The following is a 20,979-nucleotide window of genomic DNA, read 5'->3' as shown; positions in this document are numbered from 1 at the left end:
TCGATGCGTTTGTGGGAGCTGTTTTGCCCAGCTCCCACAAAGATCACGCCGCAGGTTTTTCGCTGTTTTCTGGCTCGCGGATCTTGTACCAGGCCACGTAAAGCGCCGGCAGGAACAGCAGCGTCAGCAGCGTTGCACTGATGATGCCACCAATCATGGCGTAGGCCATCGGCCCCCAGAACACCTCACGGGCAATCGGGATCATACCCAGGCTGGCCGCTGCGGCAGTCAGCAAGATTGGCCTGCGGCGGTGGTTTGTGGCTTCCAGCACCGCATCCCAGGGTGAGTAGCCCTGGGCCTCGAACTCATCGATCTGGGTCACCAGAATGACCGAGTTACGAATGATGATGCCGGCCAGCGCGAGAATCCCGAGAATCGCCACAAAGCCCATGGGCGTGCCCGTCGGCACCAGCGCCACGACCACGCCGATCAACCCCAGCGGCGCCACGCTGACCACCAGGAACAGCTTCTGCACGCTGTGCAGCTGGATCATCAGGAACGTCGCCATCAGGAACAGCATCAATGGAATGACCTTGGCGATCGGGCCCTGCGCCTTGCTGCTTTCCTCCACCGTACCGCCGGTGGCCACTTCATAACCGACTGGCAATTGGCTGGCGAACTCGTCGATCTTCGGCTTGAGCTGCGCGACCAGGTCGGTAGGCTGGATCTCACCGTTGACCGACGCCTTGATGGTGATGGTAGGTTTACGGTCGCGGCGCCATACCAGCGGCTGCTCCAGCTCGTAGCGCACCGTTGCGAATGCCAGCAAGGGTATCGAGGTGCCACTGGGCGTGACGATCTGCAGGTTCTGCAGAGTGTCTGGTGAGCCCCTCTCACTGTCCACGGCACGGGCGATCACGTCCACCAGGTAGATGTTGTCGTTGACCTCGGTGACGGGCGCGCCGCTGACGATGCTGTTCATCACATTGGCCACATCCTCGGACGACAGCCCGAGCTGCCGCGCCTTGTCCTGGGCGATTTCTATGCGCAGCACCTTACCCGGCTCGTTCCAGTCGTAGATCATCTCGCCGATGTGCTCATTGGTATTGAGCATCGTGGCCAGGTCGATCGCATGCTTGCGCACCTGGTCGATGTCCTTGCCGCTGACCCGGTACTGGATCGGCCGCCCCACCGGCGGGCCCATTTCCAGCGACTGCACATTGGTGCCGATGCCGACGAACTCTTCGTGCAGCAGCTTCTGCAGGCGCGCCATCATGCCTGCACGCTCCTCGAAGCCTTTGCTGACGATGACTAGCTGGGCGTAGTACGGGTTTTGCAGCTGCTGGTCCAGCGGCAGGTAGAAACGGATGGCGCCCTGGCCGATGTAGGTGCTCCAACGCACCATGTCGGGGTCGTCCTTGATCTTTGCCTCCAGGCGATCGACCACCTTGCGCGTCTCCTCGATCGAGGCGTTCTGCGGCAGGTTGAGGTCGACGAGGATTTCCGGACGGTCCGAGGACGGGAAAAACTGGTTTTGCACAAAGCGCATGCTGAACAGCGACAGGGCGAACAGCAGGATGGTGCCGATGATGGTCAGCCAGCGGTGCCGCATGCACCACAGCAAACCACCTTCGAACGCCCGCCCCACGCGGCCGGGCTCCGCCTCATGGCCCTTGAGCTTGTCGCTCTTGAGAATATGCACACCGAGCACTGGCGCAAAGAATACCGCAACCACCCAGGACACGATCAGCGCCACGGCAATCACCGCGAACAGGGTGTAGGTGTACTCACCGGCGGAGCTGGCGTTCAGGCCGATCGGCACGAAGCCGGCCACGGTCACCAGGGTGCCGGTAAGCATGGGGAACGCGGTCGAGGTATAGGCGAACGTCGCCGCCTGCTCTTTGCTATCACCCATTTCCAGGCGTGTGACCATGACCTCGACAGTGATCATCGCATCATCCACCAGCAGGCCCAGCGCGATGATCAGCGCACCGAGTGAGATCCTCTGCATGGTGATGCCGCTGTACTCCATGAACACGAAGACCATGGCCAGCACCAGCGGGATCGAGCAGGCCACCACCAGCCCTGCACGCACGCCAAGACTGACGAAACTCACTGCCAGCACGATCACCACGGCCTCGAACAGTGCGCTGGTGAAGCCCCCTACCGCCTCTTTGACCACCACCGCCTGATCGGACACGGTGTGAACGCCCACGCCAACCGGCAGGTCGTTGACGATGCTGTCCATCTTCTTCTTGAGTGCGGCGCCGAACACCTGGATGTTGCCGCCGGCCTTCATGCCAATGGCCAGGCCAATCGCGGTCTGGCCGTTGTAACGGAACATCGGTGACGGAGGATCGACATAGCCGCGCTCGATATCGGCGATGTCGGCCAGGCGGAAAAAACGGTCATTGATGCGCAGGTTGACAGTCTGCAGGTCTTTCTCCGACGCGAATTGCCCGGTGGTGCGCACCGAGATCCGCTCTGGGCCCGCTTCGATCACCCCGGCCGGGGTTACCGCGTTCTGTTGCTGCAGGGCCTGCATGACCTGGCGTTGGTCGATGCCCAGAGCGGCCAGTTTGCGGGTGGAGAACTTCAGGTAGAGCGCTTCGTCCTGGGTGCCGACCAGCTCGATCTTGCCGATATTGGGGACTTCGCGCACCTCGGCGCGGGCCTGCTCCACGTAATCGCGCAGCTGGCGCAGGGTCAGCCCATCTGCGGTGAACGCGTAGATCGAGCCGAACACATCGCCGAACTCGTCGTTGAACCCTGGCCCCTGGATACCCTGTGGGAACTCTCCGCGAATATCCTGGATCTTCTTGCGCACCTGGTACCAGATTTGCGGGATGTCGGCGGCTTTGGTGGTGTCGCGCAGGTAGACGTAGACGGTGGACTCACCCGGGCGGGTGTAGCTCTTGGTGTAGTCGAGGGAGTCCAGCTCCTCGAGTTTTTTCTCGATGCGGTCGGTAACCTGGTACAGGGTTTCGTCCTGGGTCGCGCCAGGCCAGCGGGTCTGGATCACCATGGTCTTGATGGTGAACGATGGGTCTTCTTCGCGGCCAAGGTTGAAGTAGGAAAAAATCCCCATCAGTAGGCCGACGAACATCAGGTACCAGACGAAAGACTGATGGCGCAAAGCCCATTCGGACAGGTTGAAGCTTCCTTTCATTGCGCATCCTCGTCGAAGGTGACCTTCTGGCCAGGCTTGAGGCTGTTGACGCCGGCAGTGACCACACGCTCGCCAGGCTGCACTCCAGACGCCAGCACGATACTGTCGCCGGTGCGGTCCAGCAGGGCAACGTCGCGGGTAGCGACGGTTTTTTGCTGCGGGTCGATGACCCACACCTGGGTCTTGCCATCGCGTTCAAGCAGCGCGCTCAGCGGCAATTCGCTGCGCGGGGTGATTGCCGAGGTCAGTGTGACACTGATCGCGGTGCCCAGGTGGAAGGCATCGGGTGTACTGGCAAGGGTCAGGCGGGCACGCCGGGTGCGCGTGGCGGCATCAGCCTGGGGCTCCAGCTCACGCAGCGTGGCAGTGGTATTGATGCTGTTGTCCAATTGCGAGGCAACCGTGAACGTCAGGTCCTTGGTCAGCTGTTCGGCGATGCTGATGGGGAGGTCGATCACGGCTTCCTTGATGTCAGGCCGGGCCAGCGTGACCACCGCCTGACCGGCGGTGACCGTCTGCCCGGCCTCTGCCTGCCAGGCCGTGATCACCGCTGTATGGTCGCTGCGCAAGGTGCTGTAATCGAGCTGGTCACGCGCTTGGCTGACCGCCGAGCGCGCTTGCTCCAAGCTCGCGCCGGTGGTTTTCAGGTCGGTCTGGGCAATGTCCAACTGGGCCTGGGCGCCGACGCCACGGTCATACAACTGTTGTTGCCGGCGGGCATTGGCCTGGGCGTTGATCCATTGCGCCTGGACCCTGGCCAGGTCGCCCTCGGCAGCGCGCAACTGGTTCTGCTGGTCGGTGGGATCAAGGGTCGCGAGCGTGTCACCCGGTTTGACCTGAGCCCCCACATCCAACCAGCGCCGGGCAATGCGCCCGGCCACCCGGAAACCCAGCGTGCTCTCATAGCGCGCCTGGATGGTACCGGCGAAGCGGCCAAGCTGCGACTGCGCCTGGGCTTCGACCACGGTTGATAGCACCGGTCGCACAGCTTCGGGTTGTTCTTCCTCTCTGCCACAGGCCATCAACAGCAAGCATGCCGCACACATCAGCAGTACTTTATTCATGGCGCGGCGCCTCCGCCCTTGGCATCGATCTTCTCGACCTGCATGCCTGGATGCAACAACTGACCACCGCTGACGACAACCGTCTCACCGCCTTTGATGCCCTGGGCGATGACCACTTTGCCGGTCAGATAACGGGTTACCTGGACTTTGCGCAACTCAACCTTGTCGCCTTCGCCCACCACCCACACCGCAGGCTCATGCAACGCCTTGGTCAGTGCCGACCAGGGCAACTCGATACTCGGCCGCCCCTGCGCGTTGGCCGTGGCGGTAACAGGCGAACCCAGGCGCATGGCCGCTGGCACATTGCGCAGGGCCACCTTGACCTGCACCGTGCCGCTCTGTGCCGATACGGTCGGGGTGATTTCACGAACAAATCCTTGGGCCTGGACCTTAGGGTCGTCGAGCAGGCTGACCATCACACCGGCATCGCTCGGCGGCGCCACCAGCAGGGACTCGTAGACATTGAACACAGCATCGCGGTCGCCATCGCGCGCAAGGCTGAAGATCGGCATGGTCGCCTGGACCACTTGCCCGACCTCGGCCTGGCGCTCGGTGATCACCCCGTCAGCCTCCGACACCAATGCGGTGTAGCTCAGTTGCTCCTGGGCATTGGCCAGTTGCGCCTGGGCTGCCTTGAGCGCGCTCTGGTTGCTGCGCAGCGCGGCTTCGGCGGAATCGTACTCGCTCTGGCTGGTGTAGCCCTTGGGCAACAGTTTTTGCTGGCGCACAAAGGCGGCGCTGGTCTGGGTGACACGCGCCTGAGCGGCGAACACCTCGGCCTTGGCCGAATCGACATTGTTCTGCAGGTCTTTGGGGTCCAGCCGGGCCAGCACCTGATTGGCCTTCACATGATCGCCCACGTCAACGCTGCGCGAGATGATCTTGCCACCCACACGAAACGAAAGATCGGTCTGCACACGCGCCTGCACATCACCGGTCAGGGTGACCCTGGCGGCGAAGTCAGTGGGTTGAACTTGCAATACACCGACCCGTGGCAAAACCTCGGGAGCTTCTTCCTTGCTGCAGCCTGCGAGCAGGCCAAGCAGCCCCATGCCTACAACCAACAGTGAACGCGTCACCCTCATGCAGGCTCCTGGCTTGCGCGCAAATGATTCGTGGGATGCGACTGTTAGCGTAGATCAGGGTTCAGAAAAAACACTGATCAGGGTCAGTTGGGCGGTCATGTCGACAATGCGGGCCCTGAAACAAGCAAGCCCGCTTCCGCTGGATCGATGCAGCCCTCGCGGCGTGCAACCTACCTGTGGAAGCGGGCTTGCCCGCGACTACCGCGCTCAGGCCGACGCAGCGGCTGCCGTCGGGCGCTTGATCTGCGGCTGCGACACGCTGGCCGCAGCACCCTCTTCGATCGCCTGCTGAATCGCCTTGCGGCGATGCTCTTCGGCGCGACGGCTGAAGTACCAGACCATGAAGGTCACCAACGACACCGACAGCAGGATCAGGCTGGCCACGGCGTTGATCTCCGGCTTAACGCCCAGGCGCACAGCGGAGAACACTTCCATCGGCAAGGTGGTCGAACCAGGCCCGGACACGAAGCTGGCCAGTACCAGGTCATCCAGCGAAAGGGCGAACGACATCATGCCGCCCGCCGCCAGCGATGGGGCGATCATCGGGATGGTGATCAGGAAGAACACCTTCCACGGCTTGGCACCCAGGTCCATGGCCGCTTCTTCGATCGACAGGTCCAGCTCGCGCAGGCGCGCCGACACCACTACCGCCACATAAGCCGCGCAGAACGTGGTGTGGGCGATCCAGATGGTGACCACGCCCCGTTCCTGCGGCCAACCGATCATCTGCGCCATGGCCACGAACAGCAGCAACAGCGACAGGCCGGTGATCACTTCAGGCATCACCAACGGTGCAGTGACCAGGCCACCGAACAGCGTGCGGCCCTTGAAGCGGGTGACCCGGGTCAGCACAAAGGCTGCCAGGGTACCCAAAGCCACCGCCGCCACCGCCGTGTAGCAGGCGATCTCCAGCGAGCGCATCACCGAACCCATGAGCTGGGTGTTGTCGAGCAGGCCGACGTACCACTTGATCGACCAGCCGCCCCACACCGTTACCAGCTTGGAGGCGTTGAACGAATAGATCACCAGGATCAGCATCGGCAGGTAGATGAACAGCAAGCCGAGCACCAGCATCAGCTTGGAGAAACTGAAGCGCTTCATGCCCTGCCCTCCATCTCTTTGGCCTGGCTACGGTTGAACAGCAGGATCGGTACGATCAGGATCGCCAGCATCACCACCGCCAGGGCAGATGCCACCGGCCAGTCACGGTTGTTGAAGAACTCTTGCCACAGCACCTTACCGATCATCAGGGTTTCCGGGCCGCCCAGCAGTTCCGGAATGACGAACTCGCCCACCACCGGGATGAACACCAGCATGCAGCCGGCGATAATGCCGTTTTTCGAGAGCGGCACGGTAATCTTCCAGAAGCTGTTGAAGGTGCTCGAACCCAGGTCCGATGCGGCTTCGAGCAGACTCTGGTCGTGCTTTACCAGGTTGGCGAACAGCGGCAGGATCATGAACGGCAGGTACGAATAGACCACGCCGATATACACCGCCAGGTTGGTGTTGAGGATCTGCAGCGGCTGATCGATCAGCCCGGTCCACATCAGGAACCCATTGAGCAGGCCGTTGTTGCTGAGGATGCCCATCCAGGCATAGACGCGGATCAGGATCGCGGTCCAGGTCGGCATCATGATCAGCAGCAACAGCACGGTCTGGGTTTCCTTGCGTGCGTTGGCAATCGAGTAGGCCATCGGGTAGCCGATCAGCAGGCACAGCACGGTGCTGATGAAGGCCATCTTCAGCGAGCCCAGATAGGCCGAGATGTACAGCTCATCCTCGGTCAACAGGCCATAGTTGGCCAGGTTGATTACCAGCTGCACCTTGTCTTCGACGTAGCTGTAGATCTCGGTATAGGGCGGGATCGCCACGTCGGCTTCGGCAAAGCTGATCTTCAACACAATGAAGAACGGCAGCATGAAGAACAGGAACAGCCAGATGAACGGCACGCCGATCACCAGGTGCCGCCCCTCGGGGATAAGGCGCTGGAAGGCTCGCTTGAGCTTGCGCAGTTTCATGACCGCAGTACCACGCCGCTGTCGTCTTCCCACCAGACGTACACTTCATCGCCCCAGGTCGGGCGGGTGCCCTGGCGCTCGGCGTTGGCGACGAAAGACTGGACCACCTTGCCGCTGGGCAGCTCGACGTAAAACACCGAGTGGCCACCCAGGTAGGCGATGTCATGGACCTTGCCGCGTGACCAGTTGTGCTCGAAATCCGGCTGCTCGGTAGTCACCAGCATTTTTTCCGGGCGCAGGGCGTAGGTAATGTGCTTGTCTTCAACCGAAGTGGACACACCGTGGCCAACGTAGATCTTGCGCTCGAGCTCCGGCGAGGCGATCAGCGCATGGCCTTCGGCATCGTCAATCACTTCGGCCTCGAACAGGTTGACGTTACCGATGAACTCGCACACCAGGCGGCTGGTGGGCGTCTCATAAATATCCACAGGTGAACCGATCTGAGCAATCCAGCCCAGGTGCATGATGGCAATGCGCTGGGCCATGGTCATGGCCTCTTCCTGATCGTGGGTCACCATCACGCAGGTCACGCCCACGCGCTCGATGATCTCGACCAGCTCCAGCTGCATCTGCGAACGCAGTTTCTTGTCCAGCGCCCCCATTGGCTCATCGAGCAGCAACAGCTTGGGGCGCTTGGCCAGCGAACGGGCCAAGGCCACACGCTGACGCTGACCACCGGAGAGCTGGTGCGGCTTGCGCTTGGCGTACTGGGTCATGTGCACCAGCTTGAGCATCTCGGCCACGCGGGCATCGATTTCGGCCTTGGGCATCCGGTCCTGCTGCAAGCCGAAGGCGATGTTCTGCGCTACGGTCATGTGCGGGAACAGCGCGTAGGACTGGAACATCATGTTGATCGGCCGCTCGTAGGGCGGCATGTCGGTGATGTCTACGCCATCGAGGAAAATACGCCCTTCAGTCGGGCGCTCGAAACCGGCCAGCATGCGCAGCAAGGTCGACTTGCCCGAACCGGAGCCACCGAGCAGGGCGAAGATTTCGCCCTTGCGGATCTCCAGCGACACATCGTCCACCGCTACCGTTTCGTCGAATTTTTTTGTGACCCGGTCGATCTTGACCAACACCTGCTTGGGTTGCTGGCCACCCTCGAGGGCTTTCTTATAGGCACCGGAGGCAACTGCCATGAGTGAAACTCCCAACAAGATTTGTGTGCCCGCCCCTGCTTTGGCGACGGGCCTGGATTGTTACTTGCCCGACTTGACCTTGGTCCAGCTGCGGGTCATCAAACGTTGCACCTTCGGTGGCAACTCACTGTTGACGAACATCTTGTCCAGCACTTCCTGCGGTGGGTAAACCGCGGCGTCAGTCCTCACGGCCTGGTCCATCAGGTCGCCAGCCTTGGGGTTCGGGTTGGCGTAACCGACGTAATCACTGACCTGGGCGATAACCTCAGGTTTCAGCAAATAGTTGATGAAGGCGTGAGCCTCTTTGACGTTCTTGGCGTCCTTGGGGACTGCCAGCACGTCGAACCAGAGGTTGCCGCCTTCCTTGGGAATCGCGTAGGCCAGGTTCACGCCTTTTTCCGCTTCTTCAGCGCGGGCCTTGGCCTGGAACACATCGCCGGAAAAACCTGCCGCGACGCAGATGTCGCCGTTGGCCAGGTCCGTGATGTACTTGGACGAGTGGAAGTAGGTCACGTACGGGCGTACCGCCAGCAGCTTTTGCTCGGCCTTCTCGTAGTCCTTGGGGTTGGTGCTGTTGGGGTCCAGCCCCATATAGTTGAGCACCGCTGGCAGCATTTCATCCGCCGAGTCCAGGAAGGCCACGCCGCATTGGGAGAGCTTCTTCATGTTCTCGGGCTCGAACAGCACGGCCCAGGAATCGATGGTGTCCACGCCCAGTGCCGCCTTGACCTTGTCGACGTTGTAGCCGATGCCATTGGTGCCCCACAGGTAAGGCACGGCGTACTGGTTGCCTGGGTCGTTCTTTTCCAGGCGCTTCATCAACGCCGGGTCCAGGTTGGAATAATTGGGCAGCAGGTTCTTGTCGAGCTTCTGGAACGCGCCCGCCTTGATCTGCTTGCCGAGAAAATGGTTAGACGGCACTACCACGTCATAGCCGGTGTTGCCGGCCAGCAGCTTGCCTTCCAGGGTTTCGTTGGAGTCGAACACGTCCTGCACAGGTTTGATACCCGTGGCTTTCTCGAAGTCTTCGAGCGTGGTCGGGCCAATGTAGTCGGACCAGTTATAAAAGTGCACCGTAGGCGCCGCTTGGACGCTGCATGCCAGCGTCAGGCCCGCTCCAGCCATCAAGGCTTTGCGTAATACAGAAATAGACAAGTGGGTGGTCCTCACAATCAGTGCCTTGGTAACGGCGCAGCGCTGCCACGCACGCAAAACCGGCGCGCAACTTACCTTCGCAGCCACGATGCCGCAATCATCAATTGCCATTCACCGGCTCTGGGCCGGAAAACCCCGGCCCAGAGATACTGCATCGGGCTTATTTACCCGACTTGATCTTGGTCCAGCTGCGGGTGATCAGGCGCTGGGCAGCAGCTTCTGGCGCGGCGATCGCGTACAGGTGCTTTTTCACGTCAGCAGGCGGATAGATGCTCGGGTCGCTGGTGATGTCCTTGTCCACGAACGGGGTCGCAGCAGCGTTACCGTTCGGGAAGCGTACGGCGTTGGTGATCTCAGCCATGATCTCCGGCTGCATCAGGAAGTCCATGAACTTGTAGGCGGCTTCCTTGTGCTCGGCATCCTTGGGGATGGCGACCATGTCGTAGAAGGTACCGGCGCCTTCTTTAGGAATGACGTAATCGACCTTGACCTTGTCGCCGGCTTCATGGGCGCGGGCCTTGGATTGCTCAAGGTCACCCGAGTAACCCACGGCCACGCAGATGTTGCCGTTGGCCATGTCGCCGATGTATTTGGACGAGTGGAAGTAGGTGATCGAAGGACGAATCTTCAGGAACAGGTCCTCGGCCGCCTTCAGGTCTTCTTTCTTGGTGCTGTCGCTAGGCAGGCCCAGGTAGTGCAGCGCGGCCGGCAGCATTTCGGTCGGCGCGTCGAGGAAGCTCACACCGCAGCTCTTGAGCTTGGCGATGTTCTCAGGCTTGAACACGACGTCCCACGAATCGATCTTGTCGACGCCCAGCGCGGCCTTGACCTTCTCCGGGTTGTAGCCGATACCGATCGAGCCCCACATGTAAGGGAAAGCGTGCTTGTTGCCTTTGTCGCTGGCGTCACCGACGGCCTTGAGCAGGTCTTCGTCGAGGTTCTTCCAGTTCGGCAGCTTGGAGCGGTCGAGCTCTTCGTAGACCCCCGCCTTGATCTGCTTGGCCAGGAAGTTGTTGGACGGTACGACCACGTCATAGCCGGACTTGCCCGCCAGCAGCTTGGCTTCCAGGGTTTCGTTGCTGTCGAAGACGTCGTACTTGACCTTGATGCCTGTCTGTTTTTCGAACTTCGCGATGGTGTCCGGAGCGATGTAGTCCGACCAGTTGTAGACGTTCAACACCTTGTCTTCAGCCTGTACAGCGGTGGCCATGGCACCCATCAGGGCGGCGGCCAGCAACGTCTTGCCCATTTTCTTCATGCGTCATGCTCCAGAATTTTTTATTTAGCCATCTGTTCAGCAGCCAGAACCTACCGTGCAGAGCGCCGGGCGACTGAAACAGCCGCTAGTCTGGCAAGTTACAAGGCGCTGTTTCAAGGAAACCATCCCCTTGTAACGACTTAATGTCACATCGCTAGCCTAGCAGGCGCTCAACGGATCGCTTCGAGGGTCAGGTCCAGGCACTTGCGCGCCTTTTCCACCAGCTCGTCCACCTCTGCATGGCTGATCACCAAGGGCGGAGCGATGATCATGGTGTCACCCACCGCGCGCATGATCAGGCCGTTGTCGAAGCAGAAGTTGCGGCACACCATGCCAACACCCTTGCCTTCGTAACGGCTGCGGGAGGCCTTGTCCTTGACCAGTTCGATCGCGCCGAGCAGGCCCAGGCCGCGTACCTCGCCCACCAGCGGGTGGTCCTGCAGCTCACGCAGACGTTTTTGCAAGTAGGGTGCCACTTCCGTACGGACCTTCTCGACGATCTTCTCCTTGCGCAGGATGCGCAGGTTTTCCAGGCCTACCGCAGCCGCCACCGGGTGGCCGGAATAGGTGAAACCGTGGTTGAAGTCTCCGCCTTCGCTGAGCACCTTGGCCACCTTGTCACGCACGATCACACCGCCCATGGGGATGTAACCGGAAGTGAGGCCTTTGGCGATGGTCATCAGGTCGGGCTTGAGATCGTAGTAGTCGGAGCCGAACCACTCGCCGGTACGGCCAAAACCGCAGATCACTTCGTCAGCGACGAACAGAATGTCGTACTTGGCGAGGATCTCCTTGACCTTGGGCCAGTAGGTTTCTGGCGGGATGATCACGCCGCCGGCACCCTGGATCGGCTCGGCGATGAAGGCCGCGACGTTTTCCTCACCCACTTCCAGAATTTTCTTCTCCAATTGCTCGGCCGCCCACACCCCGAAATCGTCCGGGCTCATGTCGCCGCCTTCACCGAACCAGTACGGTTGCGGAATATGCACGATGCCCGGGATCGGCAGACCGCCCTGTTCGTGCATGCCGCTCATGCCGCCCAGGCTCGCACCGGCGACGGTCGAGCCGTGGTAGCCGTTGATACGGCCGATGATGGTCTGCTTCTGCCGCTTGCCCTTGAGCGCCCAGTAGTGGCGGACCATGCGCAGCACGGTGTCATTGCCTTCAGAGCCGGAGCCTGTGAAAAACACATGGGTCATGCCTTCGGGCGCTACGTCGGTGATGGCCTTGGCCAGCTCCAGCGCAGGCGGGTGGGCCGTCTGGAAGAACAGGTTGTAGTACGGCAGTTCGCGCATCTGCTTTTCGGCAGCCTGCACCAGCTCTTCACGGCCATAACCCACCGCGACGCACCACAGGCCGGCCATGCCGTCGAGGATCTTGTGCCCCTCGCTGTCCCACAAATGCACACCCTGCGCCTTGGTGATAATGCGCGGCCCCTTTTCCTTCAGCTGCTTGTAGTCACTGAAAGGTGCAAGGTGGTGCTCGCCGCTCAGGGTTTGCCAGTCACGGGTTTGCGGGTTTTTGACGCTCATGTGCTTCTCCAGGGTCCACAGGCCGCCGGCGGGCGGCCTCAGGGGTTGATCACACAGCAAACAGCAGGAACTCACGCTCCCAGGAGCTGATGACACGCTTGAAATTCTCATGCTCGGCGCGCTTGGTAGCGACGTAACCGGTGATGAATTTTTTGCCCAGGTATTGGGTCAGCGCGCGGCTGACTTCCATGCGTTCCAAGGCGTCCTCGATGGTCAGCGGCAGGCGCAGGTTGCGCCGCTCGTAGCCGCGCCCCTGCACCGGCGCGCTGGCGGCAATGCCCTCGACCATGCCGATGTAGCCGCACAGCAAGCTCGCAGCGATGGCCAGGTAAGGGTTGGCATCGGCGCCTGGCAGGCGGTTCTCGACGCGACGGTTCTGTGGGCCAGCATCCGGTACGCGCAAACCGACGGTGCGGTTTTCCTCGCCCCACTCGACGTTCACCGGGGCCGAAGTGTCTGGCAGGAAGCGGCGGAACGAGTTGACGTTCGGGGCAAACAGCGGCAGCGCCTCGGGGATGAACTTCTGCAGGCCACCGATGTGGTGCAGGAACAGCTCGCTCATGCTGCCGTCTTCATTGCTGAAGATGTTCTTGCCGGTGACCGAATCGACCACGCTCTGGTGCAGGTGCATGGCGCTGCCCGGCTCGCCGGTCATGGGCTTGGCCATGAACGTGGCGGCCACATTGTGCTTGAGCGCCGCTTCGCGCATGGTGCGCTTGAACACCAGGATCTGGTCGGCCAGATGCAGGGCGTTGCCGTGACGGAAGTTGATCTCCATCTGCGCCGTGCCGTCTTCGTGAATGAGGGTGTCAAGGTCCAGCTGCTGCAGCTCGCACCAGTCGTAAACGTCCTCGAACAGCGGGTCGAATTCGTTGGCAGCTTCGATGGAGAACGACTGACGGCCGGTTTCCGGGCGGCCAGAACGACCTACCGGCGGCTGCAGCGGGAAGTCCGGGTCCTCGCTGCGCTTGGTCAGGTAGAACTCCATCTCTGGCGCGACGATCGGTTGCCAGCCCTTGTCGGCATACAGCTGCAGGACTTTCTTCAGTACGTTGCGCGGCGACAGCTCGACCGGGTTGCCCTTCTTGTCGTAGGTATCGTGAATCACCTGGGCGGTAGGCTCGATGGCCCACGGCACGAGGAACACAGCGTTTTCATCGGGCCGACAGATCATGTCGATGTCGGCCGGGTCGAGCAGTTCGTAATAGATGTCGTCATCGACGTAATCGCCGGTCACGGTCTGCAGCAACACGCTCTCGGGCAGGCGCATGCCTTTTTCGGCGATGAACTTGTTGGTTGGCGAGATCTTGCCGCGGGTAATGCCGGTCAGGTCACTGATCAGGCATTCGACTTCGGTGATCTTGTGCTCTTTCAACCAATCGGTGAGCTGGTCGAGGTTGTTACTCATAGATACCTCAGGAGGTAATGTGGTCCGCGCATTGATTCTGGATGGAGTGGGTTGCTAAAGCAAAAACCCCCACGCAGGAGCACAGTGGATACACTGGAAACAAGCGTGTCCGTAATGAGTTCGAAGGGCAGGAATACAAGAAAGGAAGCGAAACGGCGCTACGAGGGATGGTCCAGAAGCGCAAGGCGTCAATTATTGCGGCCAGTGCGACCACAGCGCAATTGATGCGTGCCGGAACGGCAGGGATACCCGAGCGCGCTGCACAGGCAGCGCTTTCAGGTCGCGACAAGCGGACCATGTGACCCTCGTATTATTGTGTTTTGGGTTGAGACCGAGCTTAGCCTTGTTCATTTTTTTACACAACACCTCCGTAAAAAATAAAACACGGCATGTCGGAGATAGCCCTATGACAGGGAAATAGCGGATAATGGCACGCCCCGATATGCAGCAAATCTGCCGTCGATGTGCCATTTCAGGGCATCATGGGGTTGGCTTGACATCAGTAAGGCTTTTCGATTGACTGGTCCTGCAAGCCCCCCTTGATTGATATTTTTAACAACAAAGGTGTTGCATCATGTCGGTACCCCCGCGTGCCGTTCAGCTTAACGAAGCGAACGCGTTCCTTAAGGAACATCCTGAGGTTCTCTACGTTGACCTTCTGATTGCAGATATGAATGGTGTGGTGCGCGGCAAGCGCATAGAGCGCACCAGCCTCCACAAGGTTTACGAGAAAGGCATCAACCTGCCGGCCTCCCTCTTCGCCCTCGATATCAACGGTTCCACCGTCGAAAGCACCGGGCTTGGCCTGGACATCGGCGATGCTGACCGCATCTGCTATCCGATCCCGGATACGCTCTGTAACGAGCCGTGGCAGAAACGCCCAACCGCACAGCTGCTGATGACCATGCACGAGCTTGAAGGCGAGCCTTTTTTCGCCGACCCTCGTGAAGTGCTGCGTCAGGTGGTGAGCAAGTTCGACGACCTGGGCCTGACCATCTGCGCCGCGTTCGAACTGGAGTTCTACCTGATCGACCAGGAGAACGTGAACGGCCGCCCGCAGCCACCACGCTCACCGATCTCGGGCAAGCGCCCGCAGTCGACCCAGGTGTACCTGATCGACGATCTCGACGAATACGCCGATTGCCTGCAGGACATCCTCGAAGGCGCCAAGGAGCAAGGCATTCCGGCCGACGCCATCGTCAAGGAAAGCGCCCCGGCACAGTTCGAAGTCAACCTGCACCACGTCCCCGACCCGCTCAAGGCCTGTGACTATGCAGTGCTGCTCAAGCGCCTGATCAAGAACATCGCCTACGACCATGAAATGGATACCACGTTCATGGCCAAGCCCTACCCGGGCCAGGCAGGCAACGGCCTGCATGTACACATTTCCGTGCTGGACAAGGATGGCAACAACATCTTCACCAGCGAGGATCCCGAGCAGAACGCCGCGCTACGTCACGCTGTCGGCGGTGTGCTCGAGACCCTGCCTGCGTCGATGGCGTTCCTTTGCCCGAACGTCAACTCGTATCGTCGCTTTGGCGCTCAGTTCTACGTGCCGAACGCGCCGAGCTGGGGCCTGGACAACCGCACCGTAGCCCTGCGCGTGCCGACCGGCTCGCCCGACGCAGTACGCCTTGAGCACCGCGTGGCCGGCGCCGACGCCAACCCGTACCTGATGATGGCCGCCGTGCTGGCTGGTGTGCACCATGGTCTGACCAACAAGGTCGAGCCGGGTGAGCCGATCGAAGGCAACTCGTACGAGCAGCTGGATCAGAGCCTGCCGAACAACCTGCGCGATGCTCTGCGCGAGCTGGACGACAGCGAGATCCTGAACAAGTACATCGATCCGAAGTACATCGACATCTTCGTCGCGTGCAAGGAGAGCGAGCTGGAGGAGTTCGAGCATTCGATCTCCGACCTCGAGTACAACTGGTATCTGCATACCGTGTAAATGAAAACGCCGCCCTCTGGGGCGGCGTTTTTCGTTGGTTGGCAGGGCACTCGATTCCCTGGCTTACAGAGACTTTTCGAAAATCTTCGAATTGCGCTGGTAGTTGTACAGTGATGCTCGCGCCGACGGCAGCCGCTCTACCCCACTGGGGGCAAAGCCACGCTCGCGGAACCAGTGCGCGGTCCGGGTGGTAAGCACGAACAAGGTATTCAACCCCAAAGCCCGCGCCCGGCTCTCGATCCTCTCCAGCAGCTCGTCACCGCGCCCGCCATGGCGGTACTCCGGGTTCACTGCCAGGCACGCCAGCTCACCCGCCTGAGAATCGGCAATCGGATACAACGCCGCGCAAGCGATGATCATGCCCTCGCGCTCGACCACGCTGAATTGCTCGATCTCACGCTCCAGCACTTCACGTGAGCGCCGCACCAGAATGCCCTGCTCTTCCAGCGGGCTGATCAGTTCCAGCAACCCCCCCACATCCTCGATGGTCGCCTCGCGCACTACTTCGAACTGCTCCTGCGACACCAGCGTGCCGCCACCGCCGCGGGTGAACAGTTCGGTGAGCAGTGCGCCGTCCTCGGCATAGCTGACGATGTGGCTACGCGCCACGCCACCCTTGCATGCCTCGGCGGCGGCATCGAGCAACTCGCCTTGGTAATCACTACCCAGCCGCGCCAGGTGCGGTGCGACCTGTTGCGGGCGCAATTCACGCACCAGCTTGCCGCTCTCATCCAGCAGCCCGGGCTCGGCGCCAAACAGCAACAGCTTGTCGGCACCCAATTCGATGGCAGCACGGGTGGCCACATCTTCGCAGGCCAAGTTGAAGATCTCACCAGTCGGCGAATAGCCCAGCGGCGAAAGCAACACAATCGAGCGCTCGTCGAGCAGGCGGCTGATGCCTTTGCGGTCGATGCGCCGTACTTCACCGGTGTGGTGGTAGTCCACCCCTTCGAGCACGCCGATAGGACGGGCGGTCACCAGGTTGCCGCAGGCCACGCGCAGGCGCGAGCCCTGCATCGGCGAGGCGGCGATGTCCATCGACAGGCGTGCTTCGATGGCCAGACGCAAGGCACCCACCGCGTCGATCACGCAATCCAGGGTTGCCGCATCAGTAATGCGCAGGCCATGGTGGTAGTGCGGAGTCAGGCCACGGGCCGCCAGCCGGCTCTCGATCTGCGGGCGCGAGCCATGCACCAGCACCAGGCGCACGCCCAGGCTGTGCAGCAGAACCAGGTCATGGACGATATTGCCGAAATTCGGATGTTCTACCCCATCGCCGGGGAGCATGACCACAAAGGTGCAGTCGCGATGGGCATTGATGTACGGGGAGGCATGACGCAGCCAGTTGACGTAATCGGGCATGACAGGGCCTGTGGATAAAGTGGACGGAGAACGTTGGATCACACGGCGTTCAGGATCATCGTCGGAACAGGCTTGCGGTCACGCGCGGTCTCCTCTAGGCAAAGACGAATCAGCAGGGTGGACGTTTAATTCAGGCAATAGTGCCGGATCAGGTCACGCAATAGACGCACGGTAGGCTCGATTCGTGACATTTCCAGGTATTCGCCCGGCTGGTGGGCGCAGGCAATGTCGCCAGGGCCAAGAACGATGGTCTGACAACCCAGCTGCTGAAGATAAGGCGCTTCGGTACCGAACGCCACCGCTTCGGCGCGATGGCCGGTCAAGCGCTCGGCCACCTGCACCAGTTCGGCATCGGCCGCCTGCTCGAATGGTGGCACCTCGGGGAACAGCGGCGCGTAGTCAATACGCACCTCATGGCGCTCGGCCACCGGTCGAAGCTTTTCACGGATGGCTGCACGCAACTGCTCTACATCCATGCCTGGCAGTGGGCGCAGGTCGAACTCCAGGGCACACTGGCCGCAAATACGGTTGGGGTTGTCGCCACCGTGGATGCAGCCAAAGTTCATGGTCGGCGTGGGCACGGTGAATTGCGGGTTGCGGTAGGTTTCCTGCCATTGCCGGCGCAGGCCCATCAGCTCACCCATCACCGCGTGCATGGCCTCCAGCGCGCTGTGGCCAAGGCTTGGGTCAGAGGAATGGCCGCTGCGCCCGAGAATGTCGATGCGGTCCATGAGGATCCCCTTGTGCATGCGGATCGGGCGCAGACCGGTCGGCTCACCGATGACCGCCGCACGGCCAAGCGGCTGACCCGCCTCGGCCAAGGCGCGGGCACCGGACATCGAGCTTTCTTCGTCGCAGGTAGCGAGGACCAGCAGCGGCTGCTTGAAGTCATGCTCCAGCAACGGAATCACCGCTTCGATGATCAAGGCGAAAAAACCCTTCATGTCGCAGCTGCCCAGGCCCACCCAGCGACCATCGACCTCGGTCAGCTTGAGCGGGTCGCTCGTCCACAACTGCTCGTCATACGGCACGGTGTCGCTGTGGCCAGCCAGCACAAGCCCGCCCGGCCCAGTGCCACGGCTGGCCAACAGGTTGAACTTGCCTGGGCTGACCTGCTGGATGTCGCAGCTAAACCCCAGGTCGCCCAACCAGCCTGCCAGCAGGTCGATGACCTGGCGGTTGGACTGGTCCAGTGCAGGTTGGGTGCAGCTGACCGAGGGCGCGGCGATCAAAGCGGCAAACTGGTCTTTCAGCGTGGGCAACGACATGCGCGAACTCCTCGGAAGCATTGCCCATCATAGGGCCATCCGCCGTAAGGAATAAACCGTTGCCGGCACACTGCTGTAGACTGCACGGCAATCACGCCCCTCTTCGAGCCTGCGATGCACAAAGAAACCGAACTCAAGCTCCGCGCCAGCCGCGACACCCTGGCCGCACTGCGCGAGCACCCTCTGCTGAAAAAGCGCAACAAGTCCGGCTGGCAGACCCGCGAGCTGCTCAACCAGTACTTCGATACCCCTGAGCGCGACCTTTCTGCTGCCCGCGTCGCGCTGCGCCTGCGCCGCGACGGCGAGGTGATCATCCAGACCCTGAAGTGCCGTGGCCAAAGCGTCGCCGGCCTGTCCGAACGCAACGAATACGAGTGGCACCTGGATAAAGTCAAACTCGACCTGAAAAAGCTCGACGCCACCTGCTGGCCTGAGCAACTGGCCGAACTGGACAAAAAATCCATCAAACCGCTGTTCACCACCGATTTCACTCGCGAATTCGCTGAGATCGCCTGGGGCCGCGGCAAGAGCAAAGTGGTGATCGAGGCAGCGCTGGACCAGGGCTTCGTGATTGCCGGCAAACGCAAGGAAGAGATCTGCGAGCTGGAGCTGGAACTGCGCGAAGGTGCCCCCGAAGCGCTGCTGGAGCTGGCCGCCGAGCTGGCCGCCAGCCTGCCCCTGATGCCGTGCGACATCAGCAAGGCCGAGCGCGGTTACCGCCTGCTGGAGCCGGACAGCTACGAACTGGGCCTGCCAAGCACCGAACTGGACGCCGAAATGCCAGTCGACGATGCCTTCGCTGCCCTTGCCTGGCAACTGCTGGGCAGCAGCCAGCGCCTGGCCGAGCAATACCGCCACAATGGCCACTGGCGCCTGCTGCAGGACTGGGTACAGTGCCTGGCAGAACTGCGTGCACTGGTCGCAAGCCTTGGCCAAGCCGCGCCGCGCGCCAGCACCCGTGACCTGCGCGCCAGCCTGGACGCGCTGCTGGAAGACTGGCGCCCGCTGGTACAGGCCGGCAATGACGACGAAGACATCCGTCGCGCCGCGCCAGAGCAGTTCCTCGAAGAGCTCGAAGACGTGCGCTGGGGCCAATTTTCCCTGGAAACATCACGCTGGCTGCTGGCCCGTGCCTGGACCGCAGAGCGCAAGGGCCGTGGCGAACGCCAGGGCAAGGCGCAACTGGCCAGCTGGGTGGCACACCTGCTGGGCGAAGAAGGCCGTGCGCTGAAGCTACCGCTTTACACCCAACGCCCGGAAGACCTGGCAGAACAACTGCCGCGCATCGAACAGTTGCTGGCCTGGCTGCACCATGCGCGCCATGTGCTCGAGGCTCCGCAGATGGACCGCCTGTATGGCGACCTGAAAAAGCTGCTTGAGCTGGCTGAGCTGCCACTGGCCGAAGAGCCTAGCGAGCTGCTGGAGGCCCGCGTGGAACAGGCCCGTGCGATTGATCAGAGCCGTGGCTGGAAGCATCTGCTCAAGGCCTGACATTCGCTTGTGCATCATCGCCGGCAAGCCCTACGATCGCCACGGCCCCGAGAGCCGTGGTTGACGTGTAGGGGCCGGCTTGCCGGCGACAGTCTCAGCGCATCAGCGGCAGGCTGGTGGTGGACTTGATCTCCGACAGCGCCACAATGGAATTGACCTCCTGAATCCCTGGCACGTTCGACAGCTTTTCGAAGAAGAACCGCTCATAAGCCTCGATATCCTGTGTGACGATACGCAACAGGAAGTCTACTGACCCCATCAGCACATAACATTCCAGCACCTCGGGAAAGCCCCGGATCGCCTCGGTGAACTCGGTGAAGTTGGAGCGACCATGTGCGTTCAGTTTCACCTCGGCAAAGATCTGCGTGTTCAGGCCGACCTTCTTGCGATCAAGCAAGGTGACCTGCCCACGGATCACCCCCTCGTCCTTGAGCCGCTGAATACGGCGCCAGCACGGTGACTGCGACAGCCCTACGCGCTCGGCAATCTGCGCGCTGGACAGTGAAGCATCCTCCTGAAGAAGCTCGAGGATCCGCCGATCATACGCATCCAGTTCGCTTTGCATTAAAAACCCCCAAAGCTTGCATATTTCAAATTGATCAATTCGCCTGAACGGCTAATTCGTCAAATCATAGCGAAAAAATACCGTCATCAACCTGCCAGAATTTCTCCCTACCTTGCGGAGACCAGCATGAACCCTTTCGAACGCCCCCTGCCCCGAACCGATGTCTGGGCCGCCAGCAGTAACCACCGCACCGTGTGCTATCGCCTGCAAGCCGAAGCCGAGCCGGACACCCTGTGCCGGGTACTCAACCTGTTCGCCCTGCAGTTTCTGACGCCGCACAGCGTGCAGGTCAGCCGGCAGGATGACTGGCTGGATATCGAAATAGGTATCGGCGGCCTGAGTGGACACCGGGCGGAGGTGATTGCGCAAAAATTGCGCAATCTGGTGTGCGTCGCGCAAGTGAGCCTGGATCAGGAAAAATGGACCAAGATCAAGGCGATGGACGCAACCGAATCAGATGGGTATCATGCGTGCGCGTTGCACTCGTAGCTCAGCTGGATAGAGTACTGCCCTCCGAAGGCAGGGGTCGTGGGTTCGAATCCCGCCGAGTGCGCCATATCAAAAAGCCCTGGGC

At 61.2% G+C, this 20,979-nt stretch carries 16 protein-coding genes, 1 tRNA gene and 1 pseudogene; 5 read left to right on the top strand and 13 right to left on the bottom strand.

Annotated features, from left to right (window positions below; all coding sequences use genetic code 11):
- Positions 1 to 43: 43 nt before the first annotated feature.
- From ACW4TB_RS00365 to ACW4TB_RS00320, 10 genes and pseudogenes are all read right to left on the bottom strand, one after another.
- Positions 44 to 3,109 carry an efflux RND transporter permease subunit gene (locus ACW4TB_RS00365; RefSeq protein ID WP_254466990.1) on the bottom strand — a complete coding sequence of 1,022 codons (3,066 nt, stop codon included), beginning with the start codon at positions 3,107 to 3,109 and terminating at the stop codon, positions 44 to 46.
- Positions 3,106 to 4,173, bottom strand: a complete 1,068-nt coding sequence (locus tag ACW4TB_RS00360; RefSeq protein ID WP_012312235.1) for an efflux RND transporter periplasmic adaptor subunit — start codon at positions 4,171 to 4,173, stop codon at positions 3,106 to 3,108. The genes ACW4TB_RS00365 and ACW4TB_RS00360 overlap by 4 nt, the downstream gene beginning before the upstream one ends.
- Entirely contained in the window at positions 4,170 to 5,258 is a 1,089-nt protein-coding gene (locus ACW4TB_RS00355; RefSeq protein ID WP_012312234.1) for an efflux RND transporter periplasmic adaptor subunit, read from the bottom strand. The genes ACW4TB_RS00360 and ACW4TB_RS00355 overlap by 4 nt, the downstream gene beginning before the upstream one ends.
- Positions 5,259 to 5,540: 282 nt before the next feature.
- Positions 5,541 to 6,359, bottom strand: a pseudogene (locus ACW4TB_RS00350) (ABC transporter permease subunit); the annotation flags it as partial.
- Positions 6,356 to 7,276, bottom strand: a complete 921-nt coding sequence (locus ACW4TB_RS00345) for an ABC transporter permease subunit (protein WP_012312232.1) — start codon at positions 7,274 to 7,276, stop codon at positions 6,356 to 6,358. The pseudogene ACW4TB_RS00350 and the gene ACW4TB_RS00345, both read right to left, overlap by 4 nt.
- Positions 7,273 to 8,415, bottom strand: a complete 1,143-nt coding sequence (potA, locus tag ACW4TB_RS00340; RefSeq protein WP_012312231.1) for a polyamine ABC transporter ATP-binding protein — start codon at positions 8,413 to 8,415, stop codon at positions 7,273 to 7,275. Before potA ends, ACW4TB_RS00345 begins: the two co-directional genes overlap by 4 nt.
- Positions 8,416 to 8,475: 60 nt before the next feature.
- The gene (locus tag ACW4TB_RS00335; RefSeq protein ID WP_455842878.1) at positions 8,476 to 9,540 is read right to left on the bottom strand and encodes a polyamine ABC transporter substrate-binding protein; all 1,065 of its coding nucleotides are present in this window, start codon (positions 9,538 to 9,540) and stop codon (positions 8,476 to 8,478) included.
- Between the two features lie 190 nt (positions 9,541 to 9,730).
- Positions 9,731 to 10,828 (bottom strand): polyamine ABC transporter substrate-binding protein, encoded by a 1,098-nt coding sequence (locus ACW4TB_RS00330; RefSeq protein WP_012312229.1) that lies wholly within the window; start codon positions 10,826 to 10,828, stop codon positions 9,731 to 9,733.
- Between the two features lie 170 nt (positions 10,829 to 10,998).
- Positions 10,999 to 12,360: an aspartate aminotransferase family protein gene (locus tag ACW4TB_RS00325; RefSeq protein ID WP_279929382.1), complete on the bottom strand. Its 1,362-nt coding sequence runs from the start codon at positions 12,358 to 12,360 to the stop codon at positions 10,999 to 11,001.
- A 49-nt stretch (positions 12,361 to 12,409) separates the two neighbouring features.
- Positions 12,410 to 13,768: a glutamine synthetase family protein gene (locus tag ACW4TB_RS00320; protein ID WP_012312227.1), complete on the bottom strand. Its 1,359-nt coding sequence runs from the start codon at positions 13,766 to 13,768 to the stop codon at positions 12,410 to 12,412.
- 41 nt (positions 13,769 to 13,809) lie between these two features.
- Here ACW4TB_RS00320 and ACW4TB_RS00315 point away from each other — a divergent pair, with 41 nt between their 5' ends.
- Both ACW4TB_RS00315 and ACW4TB_RS00310 read left to right on the top strand, forming a co-directional pair.
- Positions 13,810 to 14,070: a hypothetical protein gene (locus tag ACW4TB_RS00315; RefSeq protein ID WP_279929385.1), complete on the top strand. Its 261-nt coding sequence runs from the start codon at positions 13,810 to 13,812 to the stop codon at positions 14,068 to 14,070.
- A 272-nt stretch (positions 14,071 to 14,342) separates the two neighbouring features.
- On the top strand, positions 14,343 to 15,719 hold the full coding sequence (locus ACW4TB_RS00310) for a glutamine synthetase family protein (protein ID WP_254466988.1): 1,377 nt from the start codon (positions 14,343 to 14,345) through the stop codon (positions 15,717 to 15,719).
- 63 nt (positions 15,720 to 15,782) lie between these two features.
- On the opposite strand, the gene argA is transcribed toward ACW4TB_RS00310, so the two are convergent.
- Together argA and argE are read right to left on the bottom strand one after the other, a co-directional pair.
- The gene (argA, locus tag ACW4TB_RS00305; protein ID WP_012312225.1) at positions 15,783 to 17,081 is read right to left on the bottom strand and encodes an amino-acid N-acetyltransferase; all 1,299 of its coding nucleotides are present in this window, start codon (positions 17,079 to 17,081) and stop codon (positions 15,783 to 15,785) included.
- A gap of 125 nt (positions 17,082 to 17,206) precedes the next feature.
- Positions 17,207 to 18,349 carry an acetylornithine deacetylase gene (gene argE, locus ACW4TB_RS00300; protein ID WP_012312224.1) on the bottom strand — a complete coding sequence of 381 codons (1,143 nt, stop codon included), beginning with the start codon at positions 18,347 to 18,349 and terminating at the stop codon, positions 17,207 to 17,209.
- 114 nt (positions 18,350 to 18,463) lie between these two features.
- Here argE and ACW4TB_RS00295 point away from each other — a divergent pair, with 114 nt between their 5' ends.
- Positions 18,464 to 19,840 (top strand): CYTH domain-containing protein, encoded by a 1,377-nt coding sequence (locus tag ACW4TB_RS00295; RefSeq protein WP_279929393.1) that lies wholly within the window; start codon positions 18,464 to 18,466, stop codon positions 19,838 to 19,840.
- A gap of 94 nt (positions 19,841 to 19,934) precedes the next feature.
- On the opposite strand, the gene ACW4TB_RS00290 is transcribed toward ACW4TB_RS00295, so the two are convergent.
- Positions 19,935 to 20,405: an Lrp/AsnC family transcriptional regulator gene (locus tag ACW4TB_RS00290; RefSeq protein WP_012312222.1), complete on the bottom strand. Its 471-nt coding sequence runs from the start codon at positions 20,403 to 20,405 to the stop codon at positions 19,935 to 19,937.
- Positions 20,406 to 20,531: 126 nt separating this feature from the next.
- Here ACW4TB_RS00290 and ACW4TB_RS00285 point away from each other — a divergent pair, with 126 nt between their 5' ends.
- Both ACW4TB_RS00285 and ACW4TB_RS00280 read left to right on the top strand, forming a co-directional pair.
- Complete coding sequence (locus ACW4TB_RS00285) at positions 20,532 to 20,894, top strand: hypothetical protein (RefSeq protein WP_012312221.1); 363 nt, start codon at positions 20,532 to 20,534, stop codon at positions 20,892 to 20,894.
- Positions 20,885 to 20,961: transfer RNA gene (locus ACW4TB_RS00280), tRNA-Arg, on the top strand. The genes ACW4TB_RS00285 and ACW4TB_RS00280 overlap by 10 nt, the downstream gene beginning before the upstream one ends.
- The last annotated feature ends 18 nt before the right edge of the window (positions 20,962 to 20,979 follow it).

The organism is Lelliottia jeotgali (assembly GCF_977070485.1).
The sequence above is the reverse complement of the archived record's forward strand: the minus strand, read 5'-3'. Positions and strand labels throughout refer to the sequence as shown.